This window comes from uncultured Microbacterium sp. (assembly GCF_947489255.1).
GTDB classification, from domain to species: domain Bacteria; phylum Actinomycetota; class Actinomycetes; order Actinomycetales; family Microbacteriaceae; genus Microbacterium; species Microbacterium phycohabitans.
This window is the reverse complement of the sequence record NZ_CANLCY010000002.1, coordinates 589,754-615,609: the sequence shown is the minus strand read 5'-3', so window position 1 is coordinate 615,609 and position 25,856 is coordinate 589,754. Positions and strand designations below refer to the sequence as shown.

Sequence of the window (25,856 nt, the reverse complement as noted above, 5' to 3'; positions counted from 1 at the left end):
TAAACTGTTCCGGTGCGCAGACTTCCCGCTCTCGTTGCCGTGACCGCTCTGGCCGGAATCGGCCTCGTCGGGTGCTCGGCATCCGCCGCCTCGTCGTGCCCGACCCCCACCGACGCCGGCATCGCGTCGGTCGTCGAGGCGAGCGGCGACCTCGGCTCGGCGCCCACCGTCACGGTGCGCTCGCCCTTCCTCCCGGAAGAGGCCGGCACCGACACGCTGATCGCCGGCGACGGGCAGCGCATCACCAGCGACAAGCAGCTCGCGCTCGTCGACGTCACGGTGCTCGACGCGGCGACCGGCGAGCAGCTCGTCGCCACGAAGTACGACTCCGACCTCTCGACCGCGACGCCGCTGCCGCGTCTCACCCAGGCCGTGCCGTCGATCGCTCCGCTGATGACCTGCGTGGCCGAGGGTTCGCGCGTGGCCGTGGCCATCCCGGGCTCCGACCTCGGCGCCGACGGGGCGAAGGCCCTCGGCGTCACCGAGGGCGACGGTGCCGTCTTCGTCTTCGACGTGCGCAAGGTGTTCCTGCCCGCCGCCGACGGGGCCGACCAGTACAACGCCGATTCCGGCATGCCCTCCGTCGTGCGCGCACCCGACGGGCAGCCCGGCGTCGTGATCCCCGCCGGCGACGCCCCGACCGAGGTCCGTTCGCAGGTCATCAAGAAGGGCGACGGCGACGTGCTGACCGCCGACTCGTCGGCGATCATCCACGTCCAGGGCGTCGCATGGGGCGCGAAGACCACCTTCGCCTCCACGTGGAAGAACGGTGCCCCCGGGCAGGCGACGGTCTCCGCCCTGCCCCCGGCCCTCGCCTCGGCGCTCGAAGGACAGCCGGTCGGCTCGCAGATCCTCGTCGTCGTGCCCGCCGACCAGACGCAGGCGGACCAGCAGGCGCTGCAGGCTCCGGCGAACACCGCGCTGGTCTACGTCGTCGACATCCTCGGCACCATCGGCTGAGTCCGACCCCTCGCGTCGTTTCGAGACCGGCCCACCGCCGCCACTGCGCGCGGGGGCCGGTCTCGGTGGTTCGGGCCCGGCCCCGGCCTAGGATGGGCGGGTGCCCGCCGCTTCCCGCAACGCTCCCGAGGAGCGTCTGGTGAACCTCGTCGTCGCGCTCATGGCGACCGAGCAGGGCCTGACGAAGGACACGATCCTGTCGTCGGTGGCCGGCTACCGCGAGCAGCTCGAAGCGGGGGCCTCGAAGGACGCGCTCGAGAAGATGTTCGAGCGCGACAAAGAGAACCTGCGCGGGCTGGGCGTGCCGATCGAGACGATCGGCAACCGCGCCGACCCCGACGACCTGCGCGAGGCCCGCTATCGCGTGCCGACCGCCGAATACGCCCTTCCCGCCGACATCTCGTTCAGTCCCGCCGAGATCGCCCTGCTCAACATCGCCGGCGGGGTGTGGGGGAGCGAGTCGCTGTCGGTCGATGCGCGCAGCGGTCTGCGCAAGATCCGCGCCCTGGGCATCGCCGTCGACGAGCCGATCATCGGCTACGCCCCGCGCATCAGGGTGCGAGACGCCGCCTTCGGTGCAGTGCAGCGCGCGATCGAGCAGTGTCGCACGGTCACCTTCACGTACCTCCGCCCCGGTGACGCGCATCCTCGCGAGCGCCGCCTGCGTCCTCTCGCTCTCGTGGAGTACGAGGCGCGGTGGCACGTCTACGGCTTCGACGTGAACGTCGGCGCCGATCGCACCTTCCTGCTCTCGCGCATCGTCAGCGACGTGACCCTCACCCGCGAGAAGTTCCCGCCCGCGTTGCGCGAGGGGGCCGGGGAGCGCGCTCTCGGGGGACTGAACGACGTCGCCGCCCGCCAGCGGGCTCTGCTCGAGGTGCACCCGGGCACCGAAGCCGCCCTGCGCCTGGCGCGGCGGGCGGAGCAGGCGCCGCAGGGCATCGTCGTGCCCTACGTCGACCTGCACGTCTTCGCCGACGAGTTGGCCTCCTACGGACCCGAGGTGCGCGTGGTGGAGCCCGCGGGTCTGCGCGCCGAGGTGATCCGACGCCTCCGGGCGACCCTCGAACGGCACGGAGGGGCCGCATGAGCGCCGATCGCCCCGGAGCCGACCGTCCGATCGCCGCCCTCGATCGCGCGGCCCTCCTCCTGCAGCTCGTGCCGTACCTACTGGGCAAGGGCGAGGTGAGCGTCGCGGAGGCCGCCGCCGAGTTCGACGTCGCGCCCGAGCAGATGCGCGCGATGGTCGAACGCCTCACGGTGATCGGACTACCGGGCGAACGGGGCTACTGGCAGCTGCCGCACGACCTCTTCGACATCGACTGGGACCTGCTCGATCGCGACGACGTCATCGCGATCACCAACACCGTCGGGCTCGAGCGCTCCCCGCGCCTGACCGCCCGCGAGGCGGCGGCGCTGCTCGCAGGGCTCCAGCTCGCCCGCAGCCTGCCCGGCGTGGGCGACAGCGACGTGGTGACCGGCCTGCTCGAGAAGCTCGCCCGGGGAGCGGCCGCCGCCCCGCCGCCCGTGATCGTCGCCCCCGGACCCGTCGACGGCGTGCGCGACGTGGTCGACCGCGCCCTTCGCGAGCGCGTCGCCGTGACCTTCACCTACCGGGCTCCGGGTGCCGCCCCGGCGTCTCGGACCGTCGACCCGATCAAGGTGCACATCGCGAACGGCCAGTGGTACCTGCAGGGCTGGGACTACCTCCGCCAGGCCGTGCGCACCTTCCACCTCGACCGGGTGGGCGAACCGACCCTCACCGACATCGCGGCCGTGCACGGCGCCGACCCCGTTCCGGAACTCTTCGCGCCGGGCGACGATGAGGTGGTCGCGCGTTTCCGCTTCCCGCGCGCGGTGGCGCCCCTCCTGGCCGACTACCTCGACCGCGCCGAGATCGAGGATGCCGACGACGACACCGCCGTGGCATCCCTGCGCCTCGCCGACGAGCAGAGCCTGAAACGGCTCGCCGCCCGCCGAGGGGGAGAGGTGGAGCTCCTGGAGCCCCTCGGCGCGCGACGGGCCGCGGCAGCGTGGGCCGCGGCGGGACTGGCGCAGTACGCCGACGGGGACTGACCGGGCGGCGGGCCTGCGGGCTACGGGGCCGCTACCGGGATTTCTCCGCGCGTCGGATCACCCCTCGTGCACGCGGGTTACACTGGAGACTCGCCCGACAACGACGAGGAGTCACCATGCTCGGCAATCTCACCGGATGGCACCTGCTGGTCGTCCTCGCGGTCATCCTCCTTCTCTTCGGTGCGGCGAAGCTTCCCGCGCTCGCCAAGAGCATGGGCCAGTCGGCCCGTGTGTTCAAGAGCGAGATGAAGGAGATGAAGCGCGACGACGAGGTCGCGGCCGCGCAGTCCTCCGACGTCCCGCGCCCCGCCGACAACGGCACCGCGTCGACCGTGGCACCCGAACCGCGCAGGTCGACCGACCCCACCGTCTGACGCGTGGCGACGGCACGATCGCCGCGGATCGACCTCCCCGAGGAGCCGCGGCGCGATAAGCGCATGTCGATCGGGGCGCACCTGGTCGAACTGCGCAAGCGGTTGATGATCGCAGCACTCGCCCTCGTTGTCGGCATGGTGATCGCGTTCATCATCACCGACCCGATCATCCACCTCATCACCGAGCCGATCCGCGAGATCGCGGCGCGGCGAGGCGACGACTTCTCGGCACTGAACTTCACCTCGGTGACCTCGGCGTTCGACCTGCGCATGCGCATCGCCTTCTCGATCGGCATCTTCCTGTCCGCGCCGGTCTGGCTCTGGCAGATCTGGGCGTTCATCATGCCCGGCCTCACGCGCAAGGAGATCCGCTACACCGTCGGCTTCGTGGCATCCGCGGTGCCCCTGTTCTTCGTGGGCTGCTGGGTCGGCCTGCTGATCGTTCCGCACGTGATCGAGCTCATGTGGGGCTTCACCCCCCAGGGCGGAGTCAACTTCTACAGCGCCGTCGACTACTACGACTTCGTCTTCAAGCTGCTCATCGTGGTCGGCGTCTCGTTCGTGCTGCCGGTGTTCCTCGTCGCCCTCAACGTCGCCGGGGTCATGAGCGGCAAGGCCATCCTGAAGGGCTGGCGCGTCGCGATCCTCATCGCGACCGTGTTCTCGGCCCTCGCCACCCCCGCGGCCGACATCGTCAGCATGGTCATGCTCGCCGGCATCCTGGTGGTGCTGTTCTTCGCCGCGGCCGGGGTGTCGATGCTGTTCGACCGCCGCCGTGCTCGTGTGGCGGCCGCCGCGGGTCTGCCGGCCGGACCCATCGCGTGACGTCCCCGAGTCCCGCGGAGCGTTTCGCCCGCGCGAGCGCCCGCTCGTCGCACCCGCACACCGCCGACTTCGCGGAGATGCAGAGGTTCGATCTCGACGACTTCCAGATCGCCGGATGCCACGCCCTCGAAGACGGGCGGAGCGTGCTGGTGGCCGCCCCCACCGGCGCCGGCAAGACGATCGTCGGCGAGTTCGCGATCCACCTCGCCATGCTCGAGCCGGGCGACAAGGCGTTCTACACCACCCCCATCAAGGCGCTGTCGAACCAGAAGTTCCACGAGCTGCAGGAGGTGTACGGCGACGACGAGGTCGGCCTGCTCACCGGCGACACCAACATCAATGCCTCCGCGCGCATCGTGGTGATGACCACCGAGGTGCTGCGCAACATGCTCTACGCCGACTCGCCGGCGCTGCGCGGGCTGCGGTTCGTCGTCATGGACGAGGTGCACTACCTCGCCGACCGCTTCCGCGGCGCGGTGTGGGAAGAGGTCATCATCCACCTCCCGCCGTCGGTGAAGCTCGTGTCGCTGTCGGCGACCGTGTCGAACGCCGAGGAGTTCGGCGACTGGCTCGACACCGTCCGCGGCGACACCGAGGTGATCGTGTCGGAGACGCGCCCGGTTCCGCTCGAGCAGCACGTGCTCGTGCGCGGCGACCTGCTGCCGCTGTTCGACGATCGTGCCGGCGTCGCCACCGCCCAGGTCAATCAGGAGCTGCTGCGCATCCGCGGCGGCAACGCCGGCGGGTACGAGAACAACCGTCGCGCGCAGGAGTACCGCTCCGCGCGGCACGCCGGGGGACCGCGCCACGCGCACCAGCGACGCGGCGGACACAAGCCGCTGCGCGCCCAGCAGGGACCCCGCATCGAACGCATCGACCGGCCCGAGGTCGTCGAGCTGCTGCAGCGCAATCACCTGCTCCCGGCGATCTTCTTCATCTTCAGCCGCGCCGGGTGCGACGCGGCCGTGCAGCAGCTTCGCCGCGCCAACGTGCGTCTGACCTCGGCCGAGGAACGCGTCGAGATCCGGCAGATCGTCGACGAGCTGACCTTCACCCTGAAAGACGAAGACCTCGCGGTGCTGCACTTCTGGGAGTGGCGCGACAACCTCGAGCGGGGCATGGCGGCCCACCATGCGGGGCTCCTCCCGGCCTTCAAGGAGGTCGTCGAAGAACTGTTCCGCCGCAAGCTCGTCAAGGTCGTCTTCGCCACCGAGACGCTCGCCCTCGGCATCAACATGCCCGCGCGCACCGTCGTTCTCGAAAAGCTCGAGAAGTTCAACGGCGAGGCCCGCGTCGCGATCACCTCGGGGGAGTACACCCAGCTGACCGGCCGCGCCGGCCGCCGCGGCATCGACGTCGAGGGTCACGCGGTCGTGCAGTTCACCGAGGGGCTCGACCCCCAGTCGGTCGCCGCCCTCGCGTCGCGCCGTACCTACCCGCTGAACTCGAGCTTCCGGCCGACGTACAACATGGCCGTGAACCTCATCGACCAGTTCGGACGCGCCCGCGCGCGCGAGATCCTCGAGTCGTCGTTCGCGCAGTTCCAGGCCGACCGCTCGGTCGTGGGTCTGGCGCGGCAGGTGAAGGATGCCGAAGAGTCGCTCGACGGCTACGAGAAGGCGATGACGTGCGACCGCGGTGACTTCCGCGAGTACTCCACGATCCGCCGTGAGCTCAGCGACCTCGAGAAGATCAACCGCCGCGACGCCACCGCGCCGCGGCGTCTGCGCGACGAGCGGCAGCAGCAGATCCAGTCGCTGCGGCGCCGGATGCAGCGGCATCCGTGTCAGTCGTGTCCCGACCGCGAGGCGCACGCGCGGTGGGCGGAGCGGTACTGGAAGCTCAAGCGCTCCACCGACAAGACCCGCCAGCAGATCGACCAGCGCACCGGCACCGTCGCGCGCGTGTTCGATCGCGTCGTCGAGGTGCTCGCGGCCCTCGAGTACGTCTCGATCGGAGACGACGGCGAGACCGTGCTCACGCGCGCGGGGCGCACGATGCGCCGCATCTACGGCGAACGCGATCTGCTCGTCGCCGAATCGCTGCGGCAGAAGCTGTGGGAGGGTCTCGACGCCCCCTCGCTCGCCGCGCTCGCGTGCTGCCTGGTGTACGAACCGCGCCGCGACGAAGCCGGGCCGGGGGAGCGGGGTCTGCCCCGCGGGGCGTTCCGGGGAGCCCTGGATGCCACGCAGACGCTGTGGCAGGAGCTCGACGACCTCGAACGCGATCACCGTCTGCCGGGATCGGAGTCGCCCGCCTCGGGTCTCGCCCCCGCGATGCACGCGTGGGCGCGCGGTCTGCCGCTGGACAGCGTGCTGACGCTGGCCGACATGGCCGCGGGTGACTTCGTGCGCTGGGCGAAGCAGACGATCGACCTGCTGGATCAGATCTCGCTCGTGGCCGAACCGCCGCTCGCCAAGACCGCCCGTTCGGCGCTCGACGCGGTGCGCCGGGGCATCGTGGCGTACACGTCGGCATGAGCGGAACGATTCCGCCCGCGCGGCCTCTGCTGCGCCTGGCCTTCGCCGCGCCGCTCTCGGTGGTGGCGGGACTCCTGCTCGTCACCGCCTATCCGGCACTGGCGTGGTGGCCGATGGCCTTCCCCGCCGTCGCCCTGGCCCTCGTCACGCTCATCGGTCGCCGGTTCTGGTCGGCCGTGCTCGTGGGCTTCCTGTTCGGGGTGGCCTTCTTCTCGGTCAACCTCCTCTTCACGGCGCGGTATCTCGGGCCGATCCCCTGGGCGGCGCTGTTCGTCCTCGAGGCGCTCCTGACGGCGGCGTTCGCGGTGCCGATCGCGCTGGCCTACCGGTGGATGCCGCGGGCCGCCCCGGGGGTCCTCGGTCGCACGCTCGTGCTCCCGGTGCTGGTCGCGGGCCTGTGGGTGCTGCGCGAGCAGATCGTCGGCTCGTGGCCGTACGGAGGCTTCCCGTGGGGGCGGATCGGCGTCTCGCAGGTGAACGGGCCGTTCGCCGAGGTCGCGTCGTGGGTGGGGATGTCGGGGCTGTCGTTCCTGATCGTGCTGGTGTGCGCGATGGGGATCGAGCTCGTGCGGCGTCGGCGCTTCCGACGCGGGATCGTCGTCCTGCCCGTTGCCGCTCTCATGGCTGTGCTGCTGCTCCTGCCGCAGTTCCCGACGAGCGCTGCGGGGTCGCTCCGCGTCGGTGCGGTGCAGGGCAACGGTCCGGCGGGGTACTTCGACCAGCGCGCGCGCAACGCCGTGCTGAACGCGCAGCTGGCGGCATCCGCCCCGCTCTTCGGCGAGCGGATGGATGTGCTGCTGTGGCCCGAGGGAGGCGTCGACTCCGATCCGACCGCCAACGGCGCGACGTCCGCCGTGCTGGAGGAGTTGTCGCGTCGCGTCGAGGCGCCGCTGCTGATCTCGGCGGTGACCGAGCGCGGCTCGGAGCTGTTCAACTCCGCCCTGCTGTGGACCGCGGACGGCCAGACGGGCGCGACGTACGACAAGCGGCATCCGGTGCCGTTCGGCGAGTACGTGCCCGACCGGGCCTTCTGGGAGCCCTTCGCCCCCGACCTGATCGGACTGATCGGGCGCGAGTACACCCCCGGCGAGGCGACTCCCCTGATCGACCTGAACGGGGTGGGCGTGGGTCTGGCGATCTGCTTCGACGTCATCTACGACGACGTCGTATGGGACGGCGCGGACGCGGGCGCCCAGGTGTACATGTTCCAGACCAACAACGCCGATTTCCGCGGCACCGACGAGAACCTGCAGCAGCTGGCCTTCGCGCAGATGCGCGCGATCGAGACGGGCCGCTCGGTCGTCAACCTCTCGACGGTGGGCACCAGCCAGGTCATCGCCCCCGATGGGTCGACGCTCGATTCGCTTCCCATCGACACGGCGGGCGCCATGCTCACCGAGGTGCCGCTGCGCACGGGGCTGACGCCCGCGGTGGTCATCGGCCCGGCGGTGAAGATCGTGCTCGGGTGGGGGAGCCTGGCCGGGCTGATCGCGGCGGGGATCGCGGCGCTCGCGAGGTCGCGGGCACGAAAGAAGACGCCGGCCCCCGCGGGGACCGGCGTCTGAATCCTCAGGACGTCCTGATCAGGACGTCAGGCGCTGAGCTTCTCGTTGCCCGCGCCGCGACGGGCGCGCACGAACGCGAGACGCTCTTCGAGCAGCTCTTCGAGCTCGGGGAGCGTACGGCGCTCGAGCAGCATGTCCCAGTGCGTGCGGGCGGCCTTGTCGCCCGAGTGATCGACGGTCGCAGTGCCGTCGCCGATGCGCAGCAGCGCTTCGGCGCCGCACGTGCGGCACTCCCAGGACTCCGGAACCTCGGCGTCGGCAGCGAAGGTCAGGACGGTGTCACGTCCGCAGGTGCTGCAGTTGTAGGTGTGTTGTGCACGGTCGTGGAACACGACGCCGTCTTCGCTCTGGAGGCTTTGGGCGCCGAGTCGGATGCCGCGGAGACTGCGGTCTGCCATTTTGTGGTCCTCTCGTCGGTCACCATGTATAACGCTCGCACCTGTGCGCTTTATTCGAACGGCGACGATCGCGGCGCCTTTCACAGAGGATGCTCAGACAGACGGTGTTCCCCGTTCGTTCACCAGGGCGAGAGCGGCATCGGCGCGGTCGGTGACGAGCCCGTCGACGCCCGCGTCGAGCAGGCGCGCCATGTCGTCTTCGGCGTTGACCGTCCACACGTGCACCTCGACACCGGCCGCGTGAGCGGCGCGGACGAGCCCCGGCGTGACCACGCGGACCGGGCCCTGTCGCTCCGGGATCTGCAGGGCGTCGAGCCCGTCGAGGAGCGCGCGTACGCGGCGGTTCCGCCGCAGCGCGAGGGCGGCGAGGAGCCGGGCCACCGTGGCCGAACCGGGGGAGGTGGCCGGACGCCGCGCCGCCCCGGCGGCCTCGGCCGCGGCGAGAGCGGCCAGACGGCGCTCGTCGGAGAAGCTGGTCACGAGGACCCGGTCGGCGTGCGGGGCGACGAGTCGCCCCACGCCGTCCGCGGCGGCGGCGGCTTTGACGTCGCGGTTGAAGCGCACCTCGGGGAAGGCCTCGAGGGCCTGCGCCAGGGTGATGAGACCGCCGCGCTCGGACATGAGGTCTTCGAGCTCGTGCAGACGCACGTCGGCGATCGCGCGGGGATCGTCCGCGACGCGCCGCAGGTCGTCGTCGTGGAAGAGCACCACCTCGCCGTCCGCGGTCAGGTGGCAGTCCGATTCGACGTAGGCGGCACCCGCGGCGTGCGCGGAGGCCACCGCGGCGAACGAGTTCTCGACCACGCCGTGCTCGGCGGCATCCGGGGTCACGAGTCCGCGGTGGGCGAGCACGCGCGGGGCGTCGGGGGAGAGGTACGGATGCCGCGTCATGAGGCGAACGTACCGCCGGCGGGGCCCTCCTCGGGGGAGTCGGTGGAGCGGGCGACAGGGCCGGCGGCGGCGGGGGAGGTCGGCGCCGGTGAGGACGCGTCGGCGACGCGCGCCCCGAAGGCCCCGGAGATGCCCTTCAGGGCCTCGGTGAACTCGCTCGGGATGATCCAGAGCTTGCTGGAGGCGCTGTCGCTGATCTTCGGCAACGTCTGCAGGTACTGGTAGGCGAGGAGCTTGTCGTCGGGGCGCCCTTCGTGGATCGCCGTGAACACCGAGTGGATGGCCTCGGCTTCACCCTGCGCGCGCAGGACCGCGGCTTGTCGTTCGCCCTCGGCCTCGAGGATGGCCGCCTGCCGGCGCCCCTCGGCCTCGAGGATCTGCGATTGCTTCGACCCCTCCGCGGTGAGGATCACGGCTCGGCGATCGCGCTCGGCGCGCATCTGCTTCTCCATGGAGTCCTGGATCGACAGGGGCGGGTCGATCGCCTTGAGTTCGACACGGCCGACGCGGATGCCCCATTTGCCGGTCGCCTCGTCGAGGACGACCCGCAGCTGACCGTTGATGTTGTCGCGACTGGTCAGCGCTTCTTCGAGGTTCAGACCGCCGACGACATTGCGCAGGGTCGTCGTGGTCAGCTGTTCGACCGCGCCCAGATAGTTCGCGATCTCGTAGGTCGCCGCGCGGGCATCGGTGACCTGGAAGTACACGACGGTGTCGATCGAGACGACGAGGTTGTCCTCGGTGATCACGGGCTGCGGGGGGAACGACACGACCTGCTCGCGCATGTCGATGAGCGGACGCACCCGGTCCACCAGCGGGACGACGAGGTTCAAGCCCGGCAGAAGGGTCTTGTGGTACTTGCCGAGCCTCTCGACGACGCCGGCGCGGGCCTGGGGGATGATCCGGATCGTGCGCACCAGCACGACGACGACGAAGATCGCCACCGCCGCCGCGAGGGCCCACCCGATGGTGAGCGGGATGAGATTCTCGGTGTTCATGAGGTCGCCTCCTGGCGTCGTGCGCGGACGATGGCGGTGGCGCCATCGATACGGACGACCTCGATGCGCGCGGCGGGGTCGAGTCGGGTGTCGGTGTCGGTGCGCGCGGTCCAGACGTCGCCGTTGGCGAGCTTGACCTGTCCCACGACGGACGACGACACCCGCGTCAGCGTGAGGCCCTCGAGCCCGAGGAGCGCCTCGACGTTGGAAGGGCGGGCGTCTGCTCCGCGGTGCAGGCGACGAAGCAGCGGCGGGCGCACGAACGTCAAGAGGGCGACGGCGGCGAGTGCGGCCACGATGATCTGCGCCCAGAGCGGCACGCCCATCAGGCCGGTGACGAGACCGGCCAGACCGCCCACCGACAGCATGAAGAAGGTGAGCTCGCCCGTGAGCATCTCGAACACGAGGAAGACGAGGATCAGGAGAATCCACCCGATCCAGGCCCACGTGTCGAGGGTGGAGAGAACGTCCATTTCGTGCCTCCTGGCCTGAACGTAGCACCGGGTTCGGGTCCCGGGGCCGGTTCTCACGGTCCGCACAGGCGGGGTCGTCCACCGGGGCCCGGCATCCCGGTCGATAGGCTGGAGGTTCGTCGTGTGCGCCCGCGTCGGCCGGCGGCATCCGCTTTTCGAATCGTCAGGAGAAATCCGTGTCCCAGACCCTCCCGTCCGGCTCCCTGAGCGGCAAGACCGCCCTGGTCACCGGCTCCTCGCGCGGCATCGGCGCCGACACCGTGCGCTATTTCGCCGAGGCCGGCGCGAACGTCGTCATCAACTTCCGCAACAAGGCGCCGCGCGCCGAGAAGCTCGCCGCGCAGCTGCGCGAGCTCGGTGTCGAGGCCCTCGTCGTGGGCGCCGACCTCACCGACCCGGAGTCGGTGCAGGCGATGTTCGACGAGGTGAAGCGCACCTTCGGCGGCCTCGACATCCTCGTGCTCAACGCCTCGGGCGGCATGGAGTCGGGCATGGCCGAGGACTACGCCCTGCTGCTCAACCGCGACGCGCAGGTCAACGTGCTCGAGACGGCGCTCCCGCTGCTGAACGACGACGCTCGCGTCGTGTTCGTCACGAGCCACCAGGCCCACTTCATCCGCACCACGCCGACCATGCCCGAGTACGAGCCGGTCGCCCTCTCCAAGCGCGCCGGCGAGGACGCCCTACGCGAGAACATCCCGGCGCTCGAGGAGCGCGGCATCGGCTTCACGGTCGTCTCGGGCGACATGATCGAGGGCACCATCACGGCGACCCTCCTCGAGCGCGCCAACCCGGGCGCGATCGCGGCCCGTCGCGACGACGCCGGCAAGCTCTACAACGTCGCGGAGTTCGCGGCCGAGGTGGCTCGCGCGGCCGTCGACCCGGTTCCCGCCGACAACACCCGCCTCGTCGGAGACACGGGTTCGTTCGGGGGCGAGTGAGCATGCGGCCGACCGACATCGACGCTCTGATCGGGGTCGGTCGGCCCGCGATCTCCGCCGACGGCGCGTTCGCCGTCTTCGCCACCTCCCGTCCCGACCTCGCCGCCGACCGTGCGGTGGGCCAGCTCTGGCGGGTCGACCTGGACGCGGGATCTTCACGCCGTCTCACCCGTGGGGTGCACGACCGGTCCCCGCGCCTCTCGCCCGACGGCACGGTCATCGCGTTCCTGCGCGGTGACGAGCGGGGGCGCGCGCAGATCTTCGTCGTCGACGCCGGCGGCGGGGAGCCCGTACAGGTCACCGATCAGCCCGGGGGAGTGACCGACCTCGCCTTCTCGCCCGACGGCGGACGCCTCGCGTTCTCCGCGCGCGTGCCGGAGCCCGGTCGCTACGGCACCGTCGAGGGGCGGGATGCCGCGGCCGAGCCGCCGCGCCGCATCACCGGCATCCGGTGGCACGCGAACGGCCTCGGGTACCTCGATCGGCCGGCGCAGCTGTTCGTCGTCGATGTGCCCTCGACCGACGCCGAGCCGTTCTACGAGCCCGCGCCCGCTATCGAGAAGCCGGAGACGCGTGTCGTGGCCGCCCCCGCGACGCCGCTCACCGACGGCGACACGAACTGGAACGGCGTGGTCTGGACGACCGACGGCGCCGAACTGCTCAGCGTGCCCGACGTGATCGAGACCGCGCGCCGCGACCTGCGCGATCGGATCGTGGCGGTCTCCGTCGACGGTGGAGCGCAACGCGAGGTGCTGAGCACGGCGGCGAACCTGTCGGTGTCATCCGTCGACGTCGCGCCGGACGGCTCCGTCTTCGCGCTCGCGAACGACGTCGGCGACGACGGCGTCGATTTCGTCGCTCCCGGTGTCGCGCTCTTCGTCCTCGAGGCCGACGGACCGCGCGCGATGACGGATGCCGAGACGATCGATCTCGGCGAGGTGGGGAGTCACCTCTCGTTCGACGGCACCGACGTTCTCGTGCAGGACCGCACCCGCGGGCGTGTGCGCCTGCTGCGGGTGACGAGGACCGGCGCCGTCAGCGAGGTGCTCGGCGGTGACCTCGAGGTCAACGGCCATGCCGCGGCGGCGGGCCGGGTCGTGGCATCCGTCGCCTCACCCGAGTCGTTCGGCGAACTCGTGGCGGTGCACGGGCGCGAGATGCGGGCGCTGACCGCCTTCGGCACCGCGGTACGCGAACGCGGCGTCGTCGTTCCGGTGGAGCGCGAGGTGACCGGTCGCGACGGGTACCCGGTGCACGGCTGGGTCGCGGTGCCCGAGGGCGAGGGACCGTTCCCGGTCATTCTGCAGATCCACGGGGGACCGTACGCCGCCTATGGCGTGCACCTGTTCGACGAGACCCAGGTGCTCGTGGATGCCGGCTACGCGGTGCTCTATTGCAATCCGCGGGGGAGCGCCGGCTACGGCCGTGCCCACGGGCGGTCCATCCGCCACCGCATGGGCACCCTCGACTTCTTCGACGTCATGGACTTCTTCGAGGCCGTCGTCGCGGCCGACCCGCGGCTCGACGGCGAACGCGCCGGCGTCATGGGTGGCTCCTACGGCGGGTACCTGACCGCGTGGATCATCGCGCACGACCACCACTTCGCGGGGGCGATCGTGGAGCGTGGATTCCTCGACCCCGCGGCGTTCCCCGGGGCGAGCGACATCGGCTCGTTCTTCGGCCAGGAGTACGTCGGAACCGACCCGGCGCAGATCGCCGCCCAGAGTCCGATGGCCGTGGTCGACCAGGTGCGCACACCGACGCTCGTGATGCACTCCGAGCTCGACTTCCGCTGTCCGCTCGAACAGGCCACGCGGTACTACTCCGCGCTGAAACGCGCCGGCGTCAATGCGGAGCTGCTCGTCTTCCCCGGCGAAGACCACGAGCTCACCCGTAGCGGTCGTCCGCAGCATCGCGTCCAGCGCTTCGATGCCGTGCTCGAGTGGTGGAGTCGCCACCTGCCGACACCGTGACGGAGAAGGGCCCGGATGCCATGACGTGGCATCCGGGCCCTTCTCGTCCGGCTGATGTCAGACGGCCTTGCCGAACTGGATCGCGCGCACGATCTGGAAGACGCCGAGCACGATGAGGGAGAAGCCGATCAGGATGAACAGCGTCACGGCGCCCAGCAGCGGCGAGAACAGCAGCACGATGCCGGCGAGGATGCTGACGATCGCGAAGAAGATCGTCCACGCGCGGGCCTTCGACTGGTGGCCGGCGGTGGTGAGCGAGACGACGCCCTCGATGATCCAGAGGATGCCGACGAGCGTGCCGATGAAGACGCCGAACCAGGCGGTGGTCGCGGGCAGGTTCGCGAACGAGAAGATGCCGGCGACGATGAAGAGCACGCCGAGGACGATGTAGCCGATGCGCGCCCATCCCGAGCGCCAGAACAGGCCGATGCCGATGTTCACCAGGCCCGCGATGATGACGTAGACGGCGATGATGCCGACGGCGACCTGAGCGGTGCGGCCCGGCCAGATGAGGATCAGCAGACCGATCACGAGCGACAGCGCACCGCTGACGGCGAGGGCGGTGCGGACGGCTCCGACGGCGGGATTCGACGTGGTGGAAGACGGCATGGCGAGCCTTTCTGAGTGAAAGCTGAGAACAGTGCTCACCTTAGACCCGAAGGTGAAACTGCCGCCAACGCGCCGTCGCGCGCGGTCACGCGGGGGAGTGGTCGAGGAGGAGCGCCACCGCGAACAGCACCGGGAGGCATCCGACCGTGGAGATGAACACCACGTCGCGCGAGAGGATCTCGCCCACCCCGTAGCGCTGGGCGAAGTTGAACACGTTCTGCGCGGTCGGCAGGGCCGCGAGCACGACCACCACGAAGACCTGGTCCGCCGGCAGGCCGAACAACGTCGCGACGAGGAACGCGAGCGCCGGCATCGCCACGAGCTTGAGCGCCGAGGCGATGACGACGTCGAGGCGGCGGCCGGGTTCGGTGAGCACGCGCTGGCCGTACAGCGACATGCCGTACGACATCAGCAGCACCGGCACGCACGCGCCCGCGATGAGGTGCAGGGGGTCGAAGACGATGGGCGGCAGGTCGATGTCGAGCACCGCCACCAGCACGCCGAGCGCCGAGCCGATGAGCATCGGGTTCTTCGCCATCTGCGCGAGGATCCGGGTGAGGTTGCGCGAGCCCGAGGTCGCGGCATCCAGGATCGCCAGGGCGATCGGCATGAGAACGAGCAGCTGGAAGAGGATCACCGGGGCCGAGTACGCGGCGTTCCCGAGCATGTAGAGCGAGATCGGGATGCCGATGTTGTTGCTGTTCACCTGACCCGCCGACAGGGCGCCGATCACCGTCTCGCCGACGCGACGGCGCAGGATCAGCGCCGACACCAGCGCGTAGACGCCGATGATGACCGCGGCCGTGATCATCGACACGGGCAGGAGTGCCGAGAACAGCGTCGCCACGTCTGCCTGCGCGAGCACCGTGAACAGCAGGAACGGCGAGAGGACGAAGAACGTCAGCCGACTCAGTACGGGGCGGGCGTGGGGGCCGAGCAGATCGATGCGGGCGATGATGTAGCCCACGACCACCGCGAGCCCGACGACCGCGAACCCGGTGAGGATGCCGCTCACGCGCTCGGCCGTTTCGAGGGCGCGCTGCGGGGGATCATCGCTTCGAGCGTAGCGGGGGAGCGGCGGTGGGTGCGACGCGGTGGGCGCGATGCCGCGCTGCTCAGGGGACGACCCGCGCACAAGACCCGGCCGATCCGTATCTCGACGGTCTACCGTGCGGGGAATGGACATCTACGCCCCGAACCTCACCGCGATCCTCGACCGTGAACCCCTCCCGGCATCCGGAATCGAATCGGGCGACGTCGACTACACCGCCGACGGCGTTCAGTACCGCGGATACCTCGCACGCCCGGCAGGGGAGGGACGACACCCGGGGGTCATGGTCGTGCACGACTGGCTCGGCGTGACCGACTACGTGCGTATGCGCTGCGACATGCTCGCACGGCTGGGGTATACCGCTTTCGCCGCGGACCTGTACGGCGCCGACGTGAGGCCTGCGCCGGAGGATGCCGCCGGGGTCGCCGGTGGCTTCTACCAGGATCGTGCGCTGTGGCGGAAGCGACTGACCGAGGCGTTCGCATACCTGCGCGCGCAGCCGTCGGTCGATGCCGCGCGCACCGCGGCGATCGGCTACTGCTTCGGTGGCTCGTCGGTTCTGGAGCTCGCGCGGACGGGCGCGGACGTCGACGCCGTCGTAAGCTTCCACGGCGGCCTCCTCACCGGGCCCGAGGGTGAAGCGTCGCAGATCACGGCCAAGGTGCTCGTGCTGCACGGAGCCGCCGACCCCGTCGCCCCGGACGACGCGATGCTGGCATTCGAGAACGACCTGCGCACGGCTCCGTCGGTGGATTGGCAGCTCGTGTCGTACGCCAACGCGATGCACGCATTCACGCTTCCGGATGCCGATGCCCCCGAACAGGGCGCGCAGTTCCAGGCGACGGCGGAGCGGCGCAGTTGGGCCGCGATGAAGGCGTTCCTGGCGGAGGTGTTCGGCTGAGCGGTGCGGTGGGCGGATGGGGCGTCACTGCGGATCTAGGGCTCTTGTGCGCATACGCCGATAATGCACATTATGTCAGTTTGAATCCATCCCGCCCTCCTCTCGGGCGAGCGCGCAGCCCAAGCACGCCGCCCCGCGGATCCTCTCGCGTCGACCGACCGCGGGGTTGTGAGCGGGCCCTCGTGGCGGGTTAAGGTCGTTGGCGCCGCCGGACGGAAACGCGTTCTCTCCTTTCCGGACCTCTCGGAACGCTCTCGATCATCCATTTCGACGTCCGGGACACGATCCGACGCTCTTCAGGAACGCCGGCGAAAGTGCGCGTCGCCACCAGCAGGTCCACCTCGTCGCCGACCCCGAACGATTCGCCGCAGCACGCCCACTCCCACCTGTCGAGCCAGACGCGGGTGACAGCGGGCGCGGGCACGGTCAGCGGATCCACTCCGACGTGACGCCGATCACCCGCGAGCCGTCGAGATCGGCCAGTGACAGGCCGGCGAAACGCACCGCCGCCTCGGACGTCTGCCACCGGAACTTCGGTTCGGACGTCGTCGCCGCCTCGATGACGGTCTTCGCGGCATCTTCCGCCGACTGGGCCTGCGCGAACGATGCCGTGGTGCGCTCGAGATAGGCATCGAGCTGGCGCTGGTACGCCCCACCGTCGTACCGCTCCACCGACCCCGTGAACGACGACGCGACCGCGGCCGGCTCGACGATCGCGACGTCGATGCCGAACGGCGCCACGACCGGCGCCAGCGACTGCATGAGCCCCTCGACGGCGAACTTCGCTCCGCAGTACGCGTCGGCGAACGGTTGGCCGACCGCTCCCCCGACGCTGGTGACCGTGACGATGCGTCCGTGCCCGCGCTCGCGCATGCCCGGCAGCACGAGGCGCGTGAGGCGGGCGACCGAGAGGTAGTTCGTGTCCAGCTGCGCCTGGAGGTCGGCATCCGACAACTGCTCGAGCGTGCCGACCGCGCCTCGCCCGGCGTTGTTGACGAGGATGTCGATGGGGCCGATGGCGTCGATCAGGCCCTCAGCGGCAGCGGCATCCGTCACCTCCAGGGAGCGGATGTCGAGCTCGACCCCCACTTCGGATGCCGCGGAGCGCAGGGCGTCAGCGCGCGAGGTGTCGCGGACGGTGGCGATGACCGATACGCCGGCCTTCGCGAGTCCGATGGCCGTGTGCAGGCCGATGCCGCTGGAGGTGCCGGTGACGAGAGCGAGAGTCATACGCCCATCCTGCTCCTGTCGGTGATGACCGGGGTATGTGGGATTCTCTCGACACCGCCTCCGGGCTGACGCGGTGGGAGGCTCGATCAGATGTCGAGGATGCCGCCGACCGGGTCATCTCCGAGAGGTCCTCCGGGATGAGCGAACCGATCATCGCCTGCCCCTCGTCGATGGGATGGAGAGTCTGACAGGGGTGTTCCGTCGCTCTGCGGCGACCTCACCGTCCGAAGACCGGTTCGAGCGTGACCCACCCGCCGCCGAACTTCGGTTCACGCCCGTCGCCCGAGGAGGTGCGACTGAGGCGCCGACGGACCCACGGCCCCACGTGCTCGCGATAGTAGGCCGAGCCCTTCAGCCGCTCGACCTCGGGGATCTCCCGCAGGTGCCACCACTCCCCTGGCGGCGTGAGACCGACGGACTCGATCACGCGGGCGGCGACCCGATGATGGCCCCGGGCGTTCATGTGCAGACGGTCCACCGACCAGAACTCCCCGCCCGCCAACTCGCGGTCGAACCAGTTGTAAGCGGTGATCACGTCGAGGCGCTTCTCGAGGCGCTTCTCGACCGCGTGAGACAGGCGGTCGCCGCGGGCCTCGATGAGCGCGCCGAGCGGAAGACCCGCCGACGGGTTGGCCCCGGACAGCACGATGAGCTGCACGCCCTCCTCGTCGCAGCGCCGCACGACGTGATCGAACAGGTCCACGATGCGCCCGATACCCGTCCGCGGCCGGAGCATGTCGTTCCCGCCGCCATTGAACGACAGGTGCGTCGGCTTCAGTGCGAGCGCCGGTTCGAGCTGCTGGGCGACGATCGGCTCGATGAGCTTGCCGCGGATCGCCAGGTTCGCGTACTGGACCGGCTCCCCCGCGGCATCCGCCCACCCTTGTGCGGCGAGATCGGCCCACCCTCGAACGGTTCCGTCGGGCAGTTCGTCGCCGACCCCTTCGGTGAACGAGTCGCCGATCGCGACGTAGCGCACGGATGCCATCCCCCGAGCCTACGCGCGCCAGCGCGCTCAGCCGCCGTCTCGCGCACCGCTCTGGCATGTCGAGTGTCCAAGACACACCGTTCCGTTGTCGCGTGAAACGGCGTGTCTTGGACGCTCGACGTGGTGTGCGGGTGCGGCCCAGGCGGAGTGAGCCGGTGCGCGCGGGTCAGGAAAGCGCGCGCCCGCGCTGCTCGCGCAGGAACAGGGCGGCCACGACGGCGATCGCGAAGAACGCCGCGAACACGACGAAGAGAAGGGGCGCTCCCCCGAATCCGAGCAGGGGCGGCACGGCGAGCGGAGCGAGGATGGAGGCGATGCGCCCGACCCCGGCCGCCCATCCCGCGCCCGTCGCCCGCAGTGCCGTCGGATAGGTCTCGGGGGTGGCGGCGTACAGCGCGCCCCACGCGCCCAGGTTGAAGAACGACAGGGCCATTCCCGCGGCGATCACCGCGACCTCGCCCGAAGCCGTGCCGAACAGCACCGCCGAGACGGCCGAACCGGCGAGGAACGTCGCGAGCGTCGCGCGTCGCCCCCAGGCCTCGATCAGCCACGCCGCCGCGGCGTATCCCGGCAGCTGGGCCAGCGTGATCACGAGGGTGAAACCGAACGAGCGCACGAGGTCGTAGCCCTGCGAGACGAGGATCGTGGGGATCCAGATGAACGCCCCATAGTACGAGAAGTTCACGCAGAACCACAGCACCCACAGGCTCGCCGTGCGTGCGCGCAGCGCGGGGGCCCAGAGGGCGCGGATGCGGGGCCGCGGAGCGGGAATGGATGCCGCGACTCCCTCGCTCGACGGCTCGAGCGAGACCCGTCCGGCGGCGGCCTCGAGGTCGCGTACGATCGCCGCGGCCTCGGGGTTGCGTCCGCGCGACGCGAGCCAGCGCGGCGACTCAGGCAGTCCCCAGCGCACGAGCAGCGCGTAGACCGCGGGGATCGCGCCGAGCGCGAAGGCCCACCGCCAGCCGTCGGCGGACGCCGGCACCACGAGATAGCCGATCACCGCGGCAGCGGTCCAGCCGACCGCCCAGAACGCCTCGAGGAAGACGATGAGGCGCCCACGCATGCGTGCCGGGGCGAACTCGCTGACGTAGGTCGAAGCCACCGGCAGCTCCGCCCCGAGCCCCAGGCCGACGATGAAGCGCAGCACCAGAAGGGCCGCGAGCCCGCCGACGAGCGCACTCGCCCCGGTGGCCACGCCGTAGACCAGCAGGGTCAGGGCGAAGACGTGGCGGCGACCGAAGCGGTCGGCGAGCAGACCGCCCAGGCTCGCCCCGATCGCCATCCCGGCGAAGCCCGCCGAGGCGATCCACGAGGCCTGCGTCGGAGCGAGTTGCCACTGCACGCTGAGTGCGGCGATGACGAACGAGATGAGCCCGACGTCCATGGCGTCCAGGGCCCACCCCAGGCCCGATCCGCCCAGGATCTTCGCGTGCCGCCGGGTGAAGGGCAGGGCGTCGAGGCGTTCGGACACCCGGATGGTGTCGGTGGTCGTGGTCACCGCGAGACGGGGGCGTCGGCGAGCATGTCGTGCACGAGGGGCAGGACCTGCGTGCCGTAGAGCTCGATGCTGCTCAGCAGGTGATCGTGCGAGATCGAACCGCTGGCCATCTTGAGCTGGAAACGGCTGTTACCCAGCGCGCGCACGGTGGCCGCGATCTTGCGCGCGACCGTCTCGGGCGACCCCACGTACATCGATCCTTCGGGGCCGACGTCGTGCTGGAACCGCAAGCGGTTGTACTCCGGCCAGCCGCGCTCGCGTCCGATCGTGTTGTTCAGCTCCGCGACGCCCTCGTACGCCTCTTCCCACGCCTGCTCGTCGGTCGCTGCGATGTGCCCCGGCGAATGCACCGAGATGGGCATCTGGGGCTTGCCGAGCTCATCGAGTGACCGGCGGTAGAGATCGGCGTAGGGCCGGAACCGCGCCGCCGAGCCCCCGATGATCGCGAGGACGAGGCCGTAGCCGTAGCGGGCCGTGCGCACGACCGACTCTGGCGAACCCCCGACCCCCACCCAGGCCTTCAGGCCGTTCTCGGTCTTCGGGTACACGTCGGCGTCCTGCAGCGCGGCGCGCGTGCGTCCCGACCAGGTGACCGGCTTCTCCTGCAGGAGGAGGGAGAAGAGCTCGAGCTTCTCCTCGAACAGCACCTCGTAGTCGGCGAGGTCGTAGCCGAACAGGGGGAACGACTCGATGAACGAGCCCCGCCCCAGGATCACCTCGGCGCGCCCGTTGGAGACGGCGTCGAGGGTCGCGAAGCGCTCGTACACGCGCACGGGGTCGTCGCTGGAGAGGACCGTGACGGCCGTGCCGAGGTGGATGTTCTCGGTGCGCGCGGCCGCCGCGGCGAGGACGATCTCCGGGCTCGTCACGGCGAAGTCCTTGCGGTGGTGCTCCCCCACCCCGAAGAAAGACACGCCCACCTGGTCGGCGAGCACCGCCTGATCGACGACGTTGCGGATGGTCTGAGCGTCGGACAGCAGCGACCCGTCGGGGCCGCGCGAGATGTCTCCGAAGGTGTCGAGGCCGAGCTCGAGAGGGCGAACGTCCATGGGGTCTCCTTGCATTCGGATGAATGAACTTTACGCGACCGCCGGGTATTCCCCGATCCACGATCCACGCACCGGCGCGATCCGCCCGGAGTGCCTCACCGCCTGACGAGAGGCACCCCGGGCCGGACGCCCGCCGGACTCAGGCGGATGCGAGAGCCGCGCGCAGAGTGTCGAGCCCGACGCCGCCGATGTCGAGGGCGCGCGTGTGGAACTGCTTCATCGAGAAATCCGCTCCGCGGCGTTCCTGCTCCTCGGCGCGCACCTGCTCCCAGATGCGCTGACCGACCTTGTACGACGGCGCCTGCCCAGGCCATCCGAGGTAGCGGTTGACCTCGAAGCGCACGAACTCCTCGCTCATGTTGACGTTCTTCAGCATGAATGCGAGGGCGTAGTCGTGGTCCCAGGTGCCGGCGCCGTCGAGGCGCGGCTTCTGCAGGTGCACGCCGATATCGAGCACCACACGCGCCGCCCGCATGCGCTGCCCGTCGAGCATGCCGAGGCGGTCGGCGGGGTCGTCGAGGTAGCCCAGCTGCTCCATCAGCCGCTCGGCGTACAGGGCCCAGCCTTCGGCGTGACCGCTCGTGCCCGCGAGCAGACGTCGCCAGGAGTTGAGCTCGGCACGGTTGTGCACCGCCTGCGCGATCTGCAGGTGGTGGCCCGGAACGCCCTCGTGGTACACGGTCGTGAGCTCGCGCCAGGTGTCGAAGGTGTCGACGCCCTCGGGCACCGACCACCACATACGACCGGGACGGGAGAAGTCGTCGGTCGGGCCGGTGTAGTAGATCCCGCCTTCGTTGGTCGGGGCGATCATGCACTCGAGGCGACGGATGGGCTCGGCGATGTCGAAGTGCGTGCGGCCGAGTTCTTCCACGGCCCTGTCGCTCGTGCGCTGCATCCACTCCTGAAGGGCGGCGGTACCGCGGAGCTTTCGCGACTCGTCCTTCTCGAGGAAGGCCACGGCCTCTTCGACGCTCGCGCCGGGGAGGATCTCGTTCGCGATCGCCTCCTGCTCCGCGACCATGCGCGCGAGCTCCTCGACGCCCCACTCGTACGTCTCGTCGAGGTCGATCTCCGCGCCCAGGAACCGTCGGGAGTGCAGGGCGTAGACCTCCCGGCCCACCGCGTCGACCTCTCCCGCCGCCGGAGCCAGTTCACTCGACAGGAACGAGGCGAGGGCGTCGTAGGCGACGCGCGCCGCGTTGGAATTCTGCGCGAGGTCGCGAGCGAGGGATGCCGGCAGCTGACCCTCTTCGGGAGCGGCCTCGCCGACGAACTCGGCGAAGAAGCCCGTGTCGGAGGTGTAGCGGGCGATCTGCGTCACGACCTCGATGACCTGTCGGCGCGCCGGGACGACGCCCTGCGCGATACCGCGACGCAGCGTTGCGACGTAGCCGTCGATCGCCCCGGGGAGGGCCTTCATGCGCTCCGAGATCGTGGACCAGTCGTCGACCGTGGCGGTCGGCATGAGATCGAAGGTGGAGCGGATGTCCTGCGCCGGTGAGGCGATGACGTTGAGATCGCGCAGGTGCACGTTCGCCTCGTGGAACTCCACCATCAGGTCGAGCTCGCGCAGAAGATCCATCTTCGTGACGGCGTCGATCGCGTCGACCGGCTCCGCGCCCGCGAGCGCGGCCCGCGTGGCGCGTGCGTCGGCGAAGAGGGCCTCCGCGCCTTCGGGGCTGTAGTCGCCGAAGCGGCCGTTGTGCTCGAACCGGCCGATGTAGGTGGCGAGCGTCGGCTCCCGCTCGGCCAGGGTGTCCACCCACGCGTCGGCGATCGTGTCGATCGGCGTGGGGGTGCGGTGTGCGTCTGTCATCCTCCGAGCCTAGGGAAGCTGCGACGACGGCGCACCCCGTCCCCTCCGGCTGTGCATTCGTCGGCCTGGGGAGGACCGGTCCGTGCCGGACTCAGTGTCCCGCTTCGTCCCAGTCGCCTCCGCGACCGATCTGCACGTCGAGAGGCACCGAGAGCTCGGCGGCGTCGGCCATGCGCGCGCGCACGATCGCCTCCACGGCATCCCACTCCCCCGCCGCCACCTCGACGACGAGTTCGTCGTGGATCTGCAGCAGCACGCGCGAGCGCAGACCCTCGGATGCCAGCTCCTCGCGGATGCGGAACAGCGCCACCTTCATGATGTCGGCCGCGCTGCCCTGGATGGGGGCGTTGAGTGCGGCGCGCTCGGCGTTCTCGCGCAGGACGCGGTTCATGCTCGTGAGGTCGGGGAACGGCCGTCGGCGCCCGAAGATCGTCTCGGTGTAGCCGTCTTGACGGGCCTGCTCCACCGAACCGCGCAGGTAGTCGCGCACCGCGCCGAAGCGCGCGAAGTACTCGAGCATGAGCTTCTTGGCCTCGGACTGCTCGATACGCAGCTGCTTCGAGAGGCCGAAGGCCGAGAGGCCGTAGACGAGGCCGTACGACATCGCCTTCACCTTGGTGCGCATCGCGGGCGTCACGTCTTCGGGCTCGACGCCGAAGACGCGCGCACCCACGAAGCGGTGCAGGTCTTCGCCCGAGTTGAACGCCTCGATGAGTCCTGGGTCTCCCGAGAGGTGCGCCATGATGCGCATCTCGATCTGCGAGTAGTCAGCCGTGAGCAGCGTCTCGTATCCCTCGCCCACCTCGAAGGCCGCGCGGATACGACGGCTCTCCTCGGTGCGGATCGGGATGTTCTGCAGGTTGGGGTCGGTGCTCGACAGGCGACCGGTCTGGCTGCCTGTCTGCACGTACGTGGTGTGGATGCGTCCGTCGGCGCCGGTCGCGGTGTCGAGGGCGTCGATGATCTGCTTGAGTTTCGTCGCTTCGCGGTGGCGCAGCAGCAGGTCGAGGAAGGGGTGCGGGGCGCTCTCCTGGAGGTCGGCGAGAGCCGCGGCATCCGTGGTGTAACCGCTCTTGGTCTTGCGGGTCTTGGGCAGCTGGAGCTCGTCGAAGAGCACCTCCTGCAACTGCTTCGGCGAGCCGAGGTTCACCTCGTGACCGATCGCCGCGTACGCGTCGCGCGCGAGCGCGTCGGCGCGCGCACCGAGCTCGGCCGAGAAGCTCGACAGCTTCTCGTGCGACACGGCGACGCCGGCGAGCTCCATGTCGGCCAGCGCCGTCAGCGTCGGCAGCTCGATGTCGTCGAGAACGCTCGCGACCTTCTCGGGCATGGTGGCGCGCTGCGCAGCGGCGACCCGGCGGGTGAACCACGACAACTGTCCGGGGGTGGCGCCTTCCGTCTCGGGCACGAGCTGGGTGGGATCGGCGACCGGGAGCTTCTCGTCGAGCTCGCGCTCCACGAGGTCGGCGAGCGTCTTGTCGGGGAAGCTCGGACGCACGAGCCATCCGGCCAGCAGCACGTCGAACGCCACGCCGCCCACCGAGACCCCCTCGCGGGCCAGGGCCTTGATCTGGGGTTTGGCGTCGGAGAATACCTTGGGGGCATCGGATGCCAGCCACGGCGCCAGTGCGTCGCGGACCGCCGGGCTCCACTCGGCCTCGACGGCCGCGTCGCCCGACGCGAGGCCGATCGCCGTGGGCGTGGTGCCGGAGAGGCTGAGGGTCACCCCCACCTCGCCCTTCGCGTCAGCCGCCCAGGCGGCGAGGGCGTCGGGTTCCAGGCGTGCGGGCGTCGGAGCGGTCGCAGTCGGCCGCGCCTCTTCGACGATGCCGCCCTCTCCGCCGAGCGCATCGAAGACGCGCGGCAGCAGCGTGCGGAACTCCAGACGGGCGAAGATGTCGCGGACGGCCTGGGCGTCGAGCGGCTGGACCGCGAGGTCTTTCGGACCGACCGGGAGCTCGACGTCGCGCAGCAGGCGGTTCAGCGCGCGGTTGCGCTTGACGGCGTCGAGGTGCTCGCGCAGGTTGTTGCCGACGACGCCGGTGATCTTGTCGGCGTTGTCGAGGAGCGCCTCGAGCGAGCCCCACTGGGTGAGCCACTTGACCGCGGTCTTCTCGCCGACCTTCGGCACGCCGGGCAGGTTGTCGCTCGTCTCGCCGACGAGGGCCGCGATCTCGGGATACTGCGCCGGGGGCAGCCCGTACTTCTCGATCACCGCGTCGGTGTCGTAGCGCTTGAGCTGCGAGACCCCCTGCACGTTGGGATACAGCAGCGTGATGTCGTCGGTCACGAGCTGGATGGTGTCGCGATCGCCGGAGCAGACCAGAACCGAGAAGCCCTGCTCCTCCCCCTGCGTGGCGAGGGTGGCCAGGATGTCATCGGCCTCGAAGTCCTCCTTCTTCAGCACCGGGACGCCCATGGCGGCGAGGCAGTCCTGCAGGAGGGGGATCTGCCCCTTGAACTCGGCCGGCGACTCGCTGCGGTTGGCCTTGTACTCGGTGTACTCCCGGGTGCGGAACGATTGCCGCGAGGTGTCGAACGCGACCGCGAGGTGGGTCGGCTTCTCGGCCTTCACCAGGTTGACGAACATCGACAGGAAGCCGTAAATGCCATTGGTGTGCTGACCGTCTTTCGTCGAGAAGTTGTCGACCGGCAGGGCGTAGAACGCCCGATAGGCCAGCGAGTGGCCGTCGACGACGAGGAGAGTAGGCTTTTCGGCATCCGTCACTCCCCCAGCGTAACGAGAACCACGGACAC

23 protein-coding genes are annotated in these 25,856 nt (G+C 70.3%); 10 read left to right on the top strand and 13 right to left on the bottom strand.

The genetic code is table 11. The annotated features are described in order from the left end of the window. Nucleotides 1-12: 12 nt before the first annotated feature. From Q0818_RS06855 to lnt, 7 genes are all read left to right on the top strand, one after another. A complete protein-coding gene (locus tag Q0818_RS06855; RefSeq protein ID WP_298872974.1) occupies nt 13-960 on the top strand; it encodes a hypothetical protein in 948 nt (315 codons plus the stop codon). A 100-nt stretch (nt 961-1,060) separates the two neighbouring features. Further along, nucleotides 1,061-2,050, top strand: a complete 990-nt coding sequence (locus Q0818_RS06850; protein WP_298872972.1) for a WYL domain-containing protein — start codon at nt 1,061-1,063, stop codon at nt 2,048-2,050. Further along, entirely contained in the window at nt 2,047-3,036 is a 990-nt protein-coding gene (locus tag Q0818_RS06845) for a YafY family protein (protein ID WP_298872971.1), read from the top strand. Before Q0818_RS06850 ends, Q0818_RS06845 begins: the two co-directional genes overlap by 4 nt. 116 nt (nt 3,037-3,152) lie before the next feature. Continuing rightward, entirely contained in the window at nt 3,153-3,410 is a 258-nt protein-coding gene (tatA, locus tag Q0818_RS06840) for a Sec-independent protein translocase subunit TatA (RefSeq protein ID WP_298872969.1), read from the top strand. Between the two features lie 63 nt (nt 3,411-3,473). After that, complete coding sequence (tatC, locus tag Q0818_RS06835) at nt 3,474-4,235, top strand: twin-arginine translocase subunit TatC (RefSeq protein WP_298873156.1); 762 nt, start codon at nt 3,474-3,476, stop codon at nt 4,233-4,235. Beyond that, entirely contained in the window at nt 4,232-6,715 is a 2,484-nt protein-coding gene (locus Q0818_RS06830; protein ID WP_298872968.1) for a DEAD/DEAH box helicase, read from the top strand. Before tatC ends, Q0818_RS06830 begins: the two co-directional genes overlap by 4 nt. Then, nucleotides 6,712-8,280: an apolipoprotein N-acyltransferase gene (gene lnt / locus Q0818_RS06825; protein WP_298872967.1), complete on the top strand. Its 1,569-nt coding sequence runs from the start codon at nt 6,712-6,714 to the stop codon at nt 8,278-8,280. Before Q0818_RS06830 ends, lnt begins: the two co-directional genes overlap by 4 nt. Nucleotides 8,281-8,306: 26 nt before the next feature. Here the strand turns inward: lnt and Q0818_RS06820 are convergent, their stop codons facing one another. The 4 genes from Q0818_RS06820 to Q0818_RS06805 all read right to left on the bottom strand — a co-directional run bounded on the left by Q0818_RS06820 (nt 8,307) and on the right by Q0818_RS06805 (nt 11,040). Continuing rightward, the gene (locus tag Q0818_RS06820) at nt 8,307-8,678 is read right to left on the bottom strand and encodes an RNA polymerase-binding protein RbpA (protein ID WP_076675446.1); all 372 of its coding nucleotides are present in this window, start codon (nt 8,676-8,678) and stop codon (nt 8,307-8,309) included. A gap of 93 nt (nt 8,679-8,771) precedes the next feature. Then, the gene (locus Q0818_RS06815; protein WP_298872966.1) at nt 8,772-9,569 is read right to left on the bottom strand and encodes a glycerophosphodiester phosphodiesterase family protein; all 798 of its coding nucleotides are present in this window, start codon (nt 9,567-9,569) and stop codon (nt 8,772-8,774) included. After that, on the bottom strand, nt 9,566-10,567 hold the full coding sequence (locus Q0818_RS06810) for an SPFH domain-containing protein (protein WP_298872965.1): 1,002 nt from the start codon (nt 10,565-10,567) through the stop codon (nt 9,566-9,568). Before Q0818_RS06810 ends, Q0818_RS06815 begins: the two co-directional genes overlap by 4 nt. Further along, complete coding sequence (locus tag Q0818_RS06805; protein WP_298872964.1) at nt 10,564-11,040, bottom strand: NfeD family protein; 477 nt, start codon at nt 11,038-11,040, stop codon at nt 10,564-10,566. The genes Q0818_RS06810 and Q0818_RS06805 overlap by 4 nt, the downstream gene beginning before the upstream one ends. Before the next feature lie 176 nt (nt 11,041-11,216). Between Q0818_RS06805 and Q0818_RS06800 the strand changes: the two genes are divergently transcribed. Together Q0818_RS06800 and Q0818_RS06795 are read left to right on the top strand one after the other, a co-directional pair. Continuing rightward, complete coding sequence (locus Q0818_RS06800) at nt 11,217-11,981, top strand: SDR family oxidoreductase (RefSeq protein WP_298872963.1); 765 nt, start codon at nt 11,217-11,219, stop codon at nt 11,979-11,981. Between the two features lie 2 nt (nt 11,982-11,983). Beyond that, complete coding sequence (locus tag Q0818_RS06795) at nt 11,984-13,954, top strand: S9 family peptidase (RefSeq protein ID WP_298872962.1); 1,971 nt, start codon at nt 11,984-11,986, stop codon at nt 13,952-13,954. A 57-nt stretch (nt 13,955-14,011) separates the two neighbouring features. Here Q0818_RS06795 and Q0818_RS06790 read toward each other — a convergent pair whose 3' ends face one another. Beyond that, nucleotides 14,012-14,563: an HdeD family acid-resistance protein gene (locus tag Q0818_RS06790; protein ID WP_298872961.1), complete on the bottom strand. Its 552-nt coding sequence runs from the start codon at nt 14,561-14,563 to the stop codon at nt 14,012-14,014. A gap of 85 nt (nt 14,564-14,648) precedes the next feature. Further along, nucleotides 14,649-15,578, bottom strand: a complete 930-nt coding sequence (locus tag Q0818_RS06785; RefSeq protein WP_298872960.1) for an AEC family transporter — start codon at nt 15,576-15,578, stop codon at nt 14,649-14,651. Between the two features lie 163 nt (nt 15,579-15,741). Here Q0818_RS06785 and Q0818_RS06780 point away from each other — a divergent pair, with 163 nt between their 5' ends. After that, nucleotides 15,742-16,515 (top strand): dienelactone hydrolase family protein, encoded by a 774-nt coding sequence (locus tag Q0818_RS06780; RefSeq protein WP_298872959.1) that lies wholly within the window; start codon nt 15,742-15,744, stop codon nt 16,513-16,515. A 190-nt stretch (nt 16,516-16,705) separates the two neighbouring features. Here Q0818_RS06780 and Q0818_RS16710 read toward each other — a convergent pair whose 3' ends face one another. The 7 genes from Q0818_RS16710 to polA all read right to left on the bottom strand — a co-directional run bounded on the left by Q0818_RS16710 (nt 16,706) and on the right by polA (nt 25,827). Continuing rightward, on the bottom strand, nt 16,706-16,939 hold the full coding sequence (locus Q0818_RS16710) for a DUF6578 domain-containing protein (protein WP_366943125.1): 234 nt from the start codon (nt 16,937-16,939) through the stop codon (nt 16,706-16,708). A gap of 2 nt (nt 16,940-16,941) precedes the next feature. Further along, nucleotides 16,942-17,745, bottom strand: coding sequence for an SDR family NAD(P)-dependent oxidoreductase (locus tag Q0818_RS06775; protein WP_298872958.1), 804 nt, complete (start codon nt 17,743-17,745; stop codon nt 16,942-16,944). A gap of 217 nt (nt 17,746-17,962) precedes the next feature. Beyond that, nucleotides 17,963-18,733, bottom strand: coding sequence for an SGNH/GDSL hydrolase family protein (locus tag Q0818_RS06770; protein ID WP_298872957.1), 771 nt, complete (start codon nt 18,731-18,733; stop codon nt 17,963-17,965). A 166-nt stretch (nt 18,734-18,899) separates the two neighbouring features. Further along, nucleotides 18,900-20,234: an MFS transporter gene (locus Q0818_RS06765; protein ID WP_298872956.1), complete on the bottom strand. Its 1,335-nt coding sequence runs from the start codon at nt 20,232-20,234 to the stop codon at nt 18,900-18,902. Further along, nucleotides 20,231-21,283, bottom strand: a complete 1,053-nt coding sequence (locus Q0818_RS06760; RefSeq protein ID WP_298872955.1) for an LLM class flavin-dependent oxidoreductase — start codon at nt 21,281-21,283, stop codon at nt 20,231-20,233. Before Q0818_RS06760 ends, Q0818_RS06765 begins: the two co-directional genes overlap by 4 nt. Before the next feature lie 139 nt (nt 21,284-21,422). Beyond that, complete coding sequence (locus tag Q0818_RS06755; RefSeq protein WP_298872954.1) at nt 21,423-23,099, bottom strand: DUF885 domain-containing protein; 1,677 nt, start codon at nt 23,097-23,099, stop codon at nt 21,423-21,425. Between the two features lie 91 nt (nt 23,100-23,190). Further along, a complete protein-coding gene (gene polA, locus Q0818_RS06750) occupies nt 23,191-25,827 on the bottom strand; it encodes a DNA polymerase I (protein ID WP_298872953.1) in 2,637 nt (878 codons plus the stop codon). Nucleotides 25,828-25,856 lie beyond the last annotated feature (29 nt).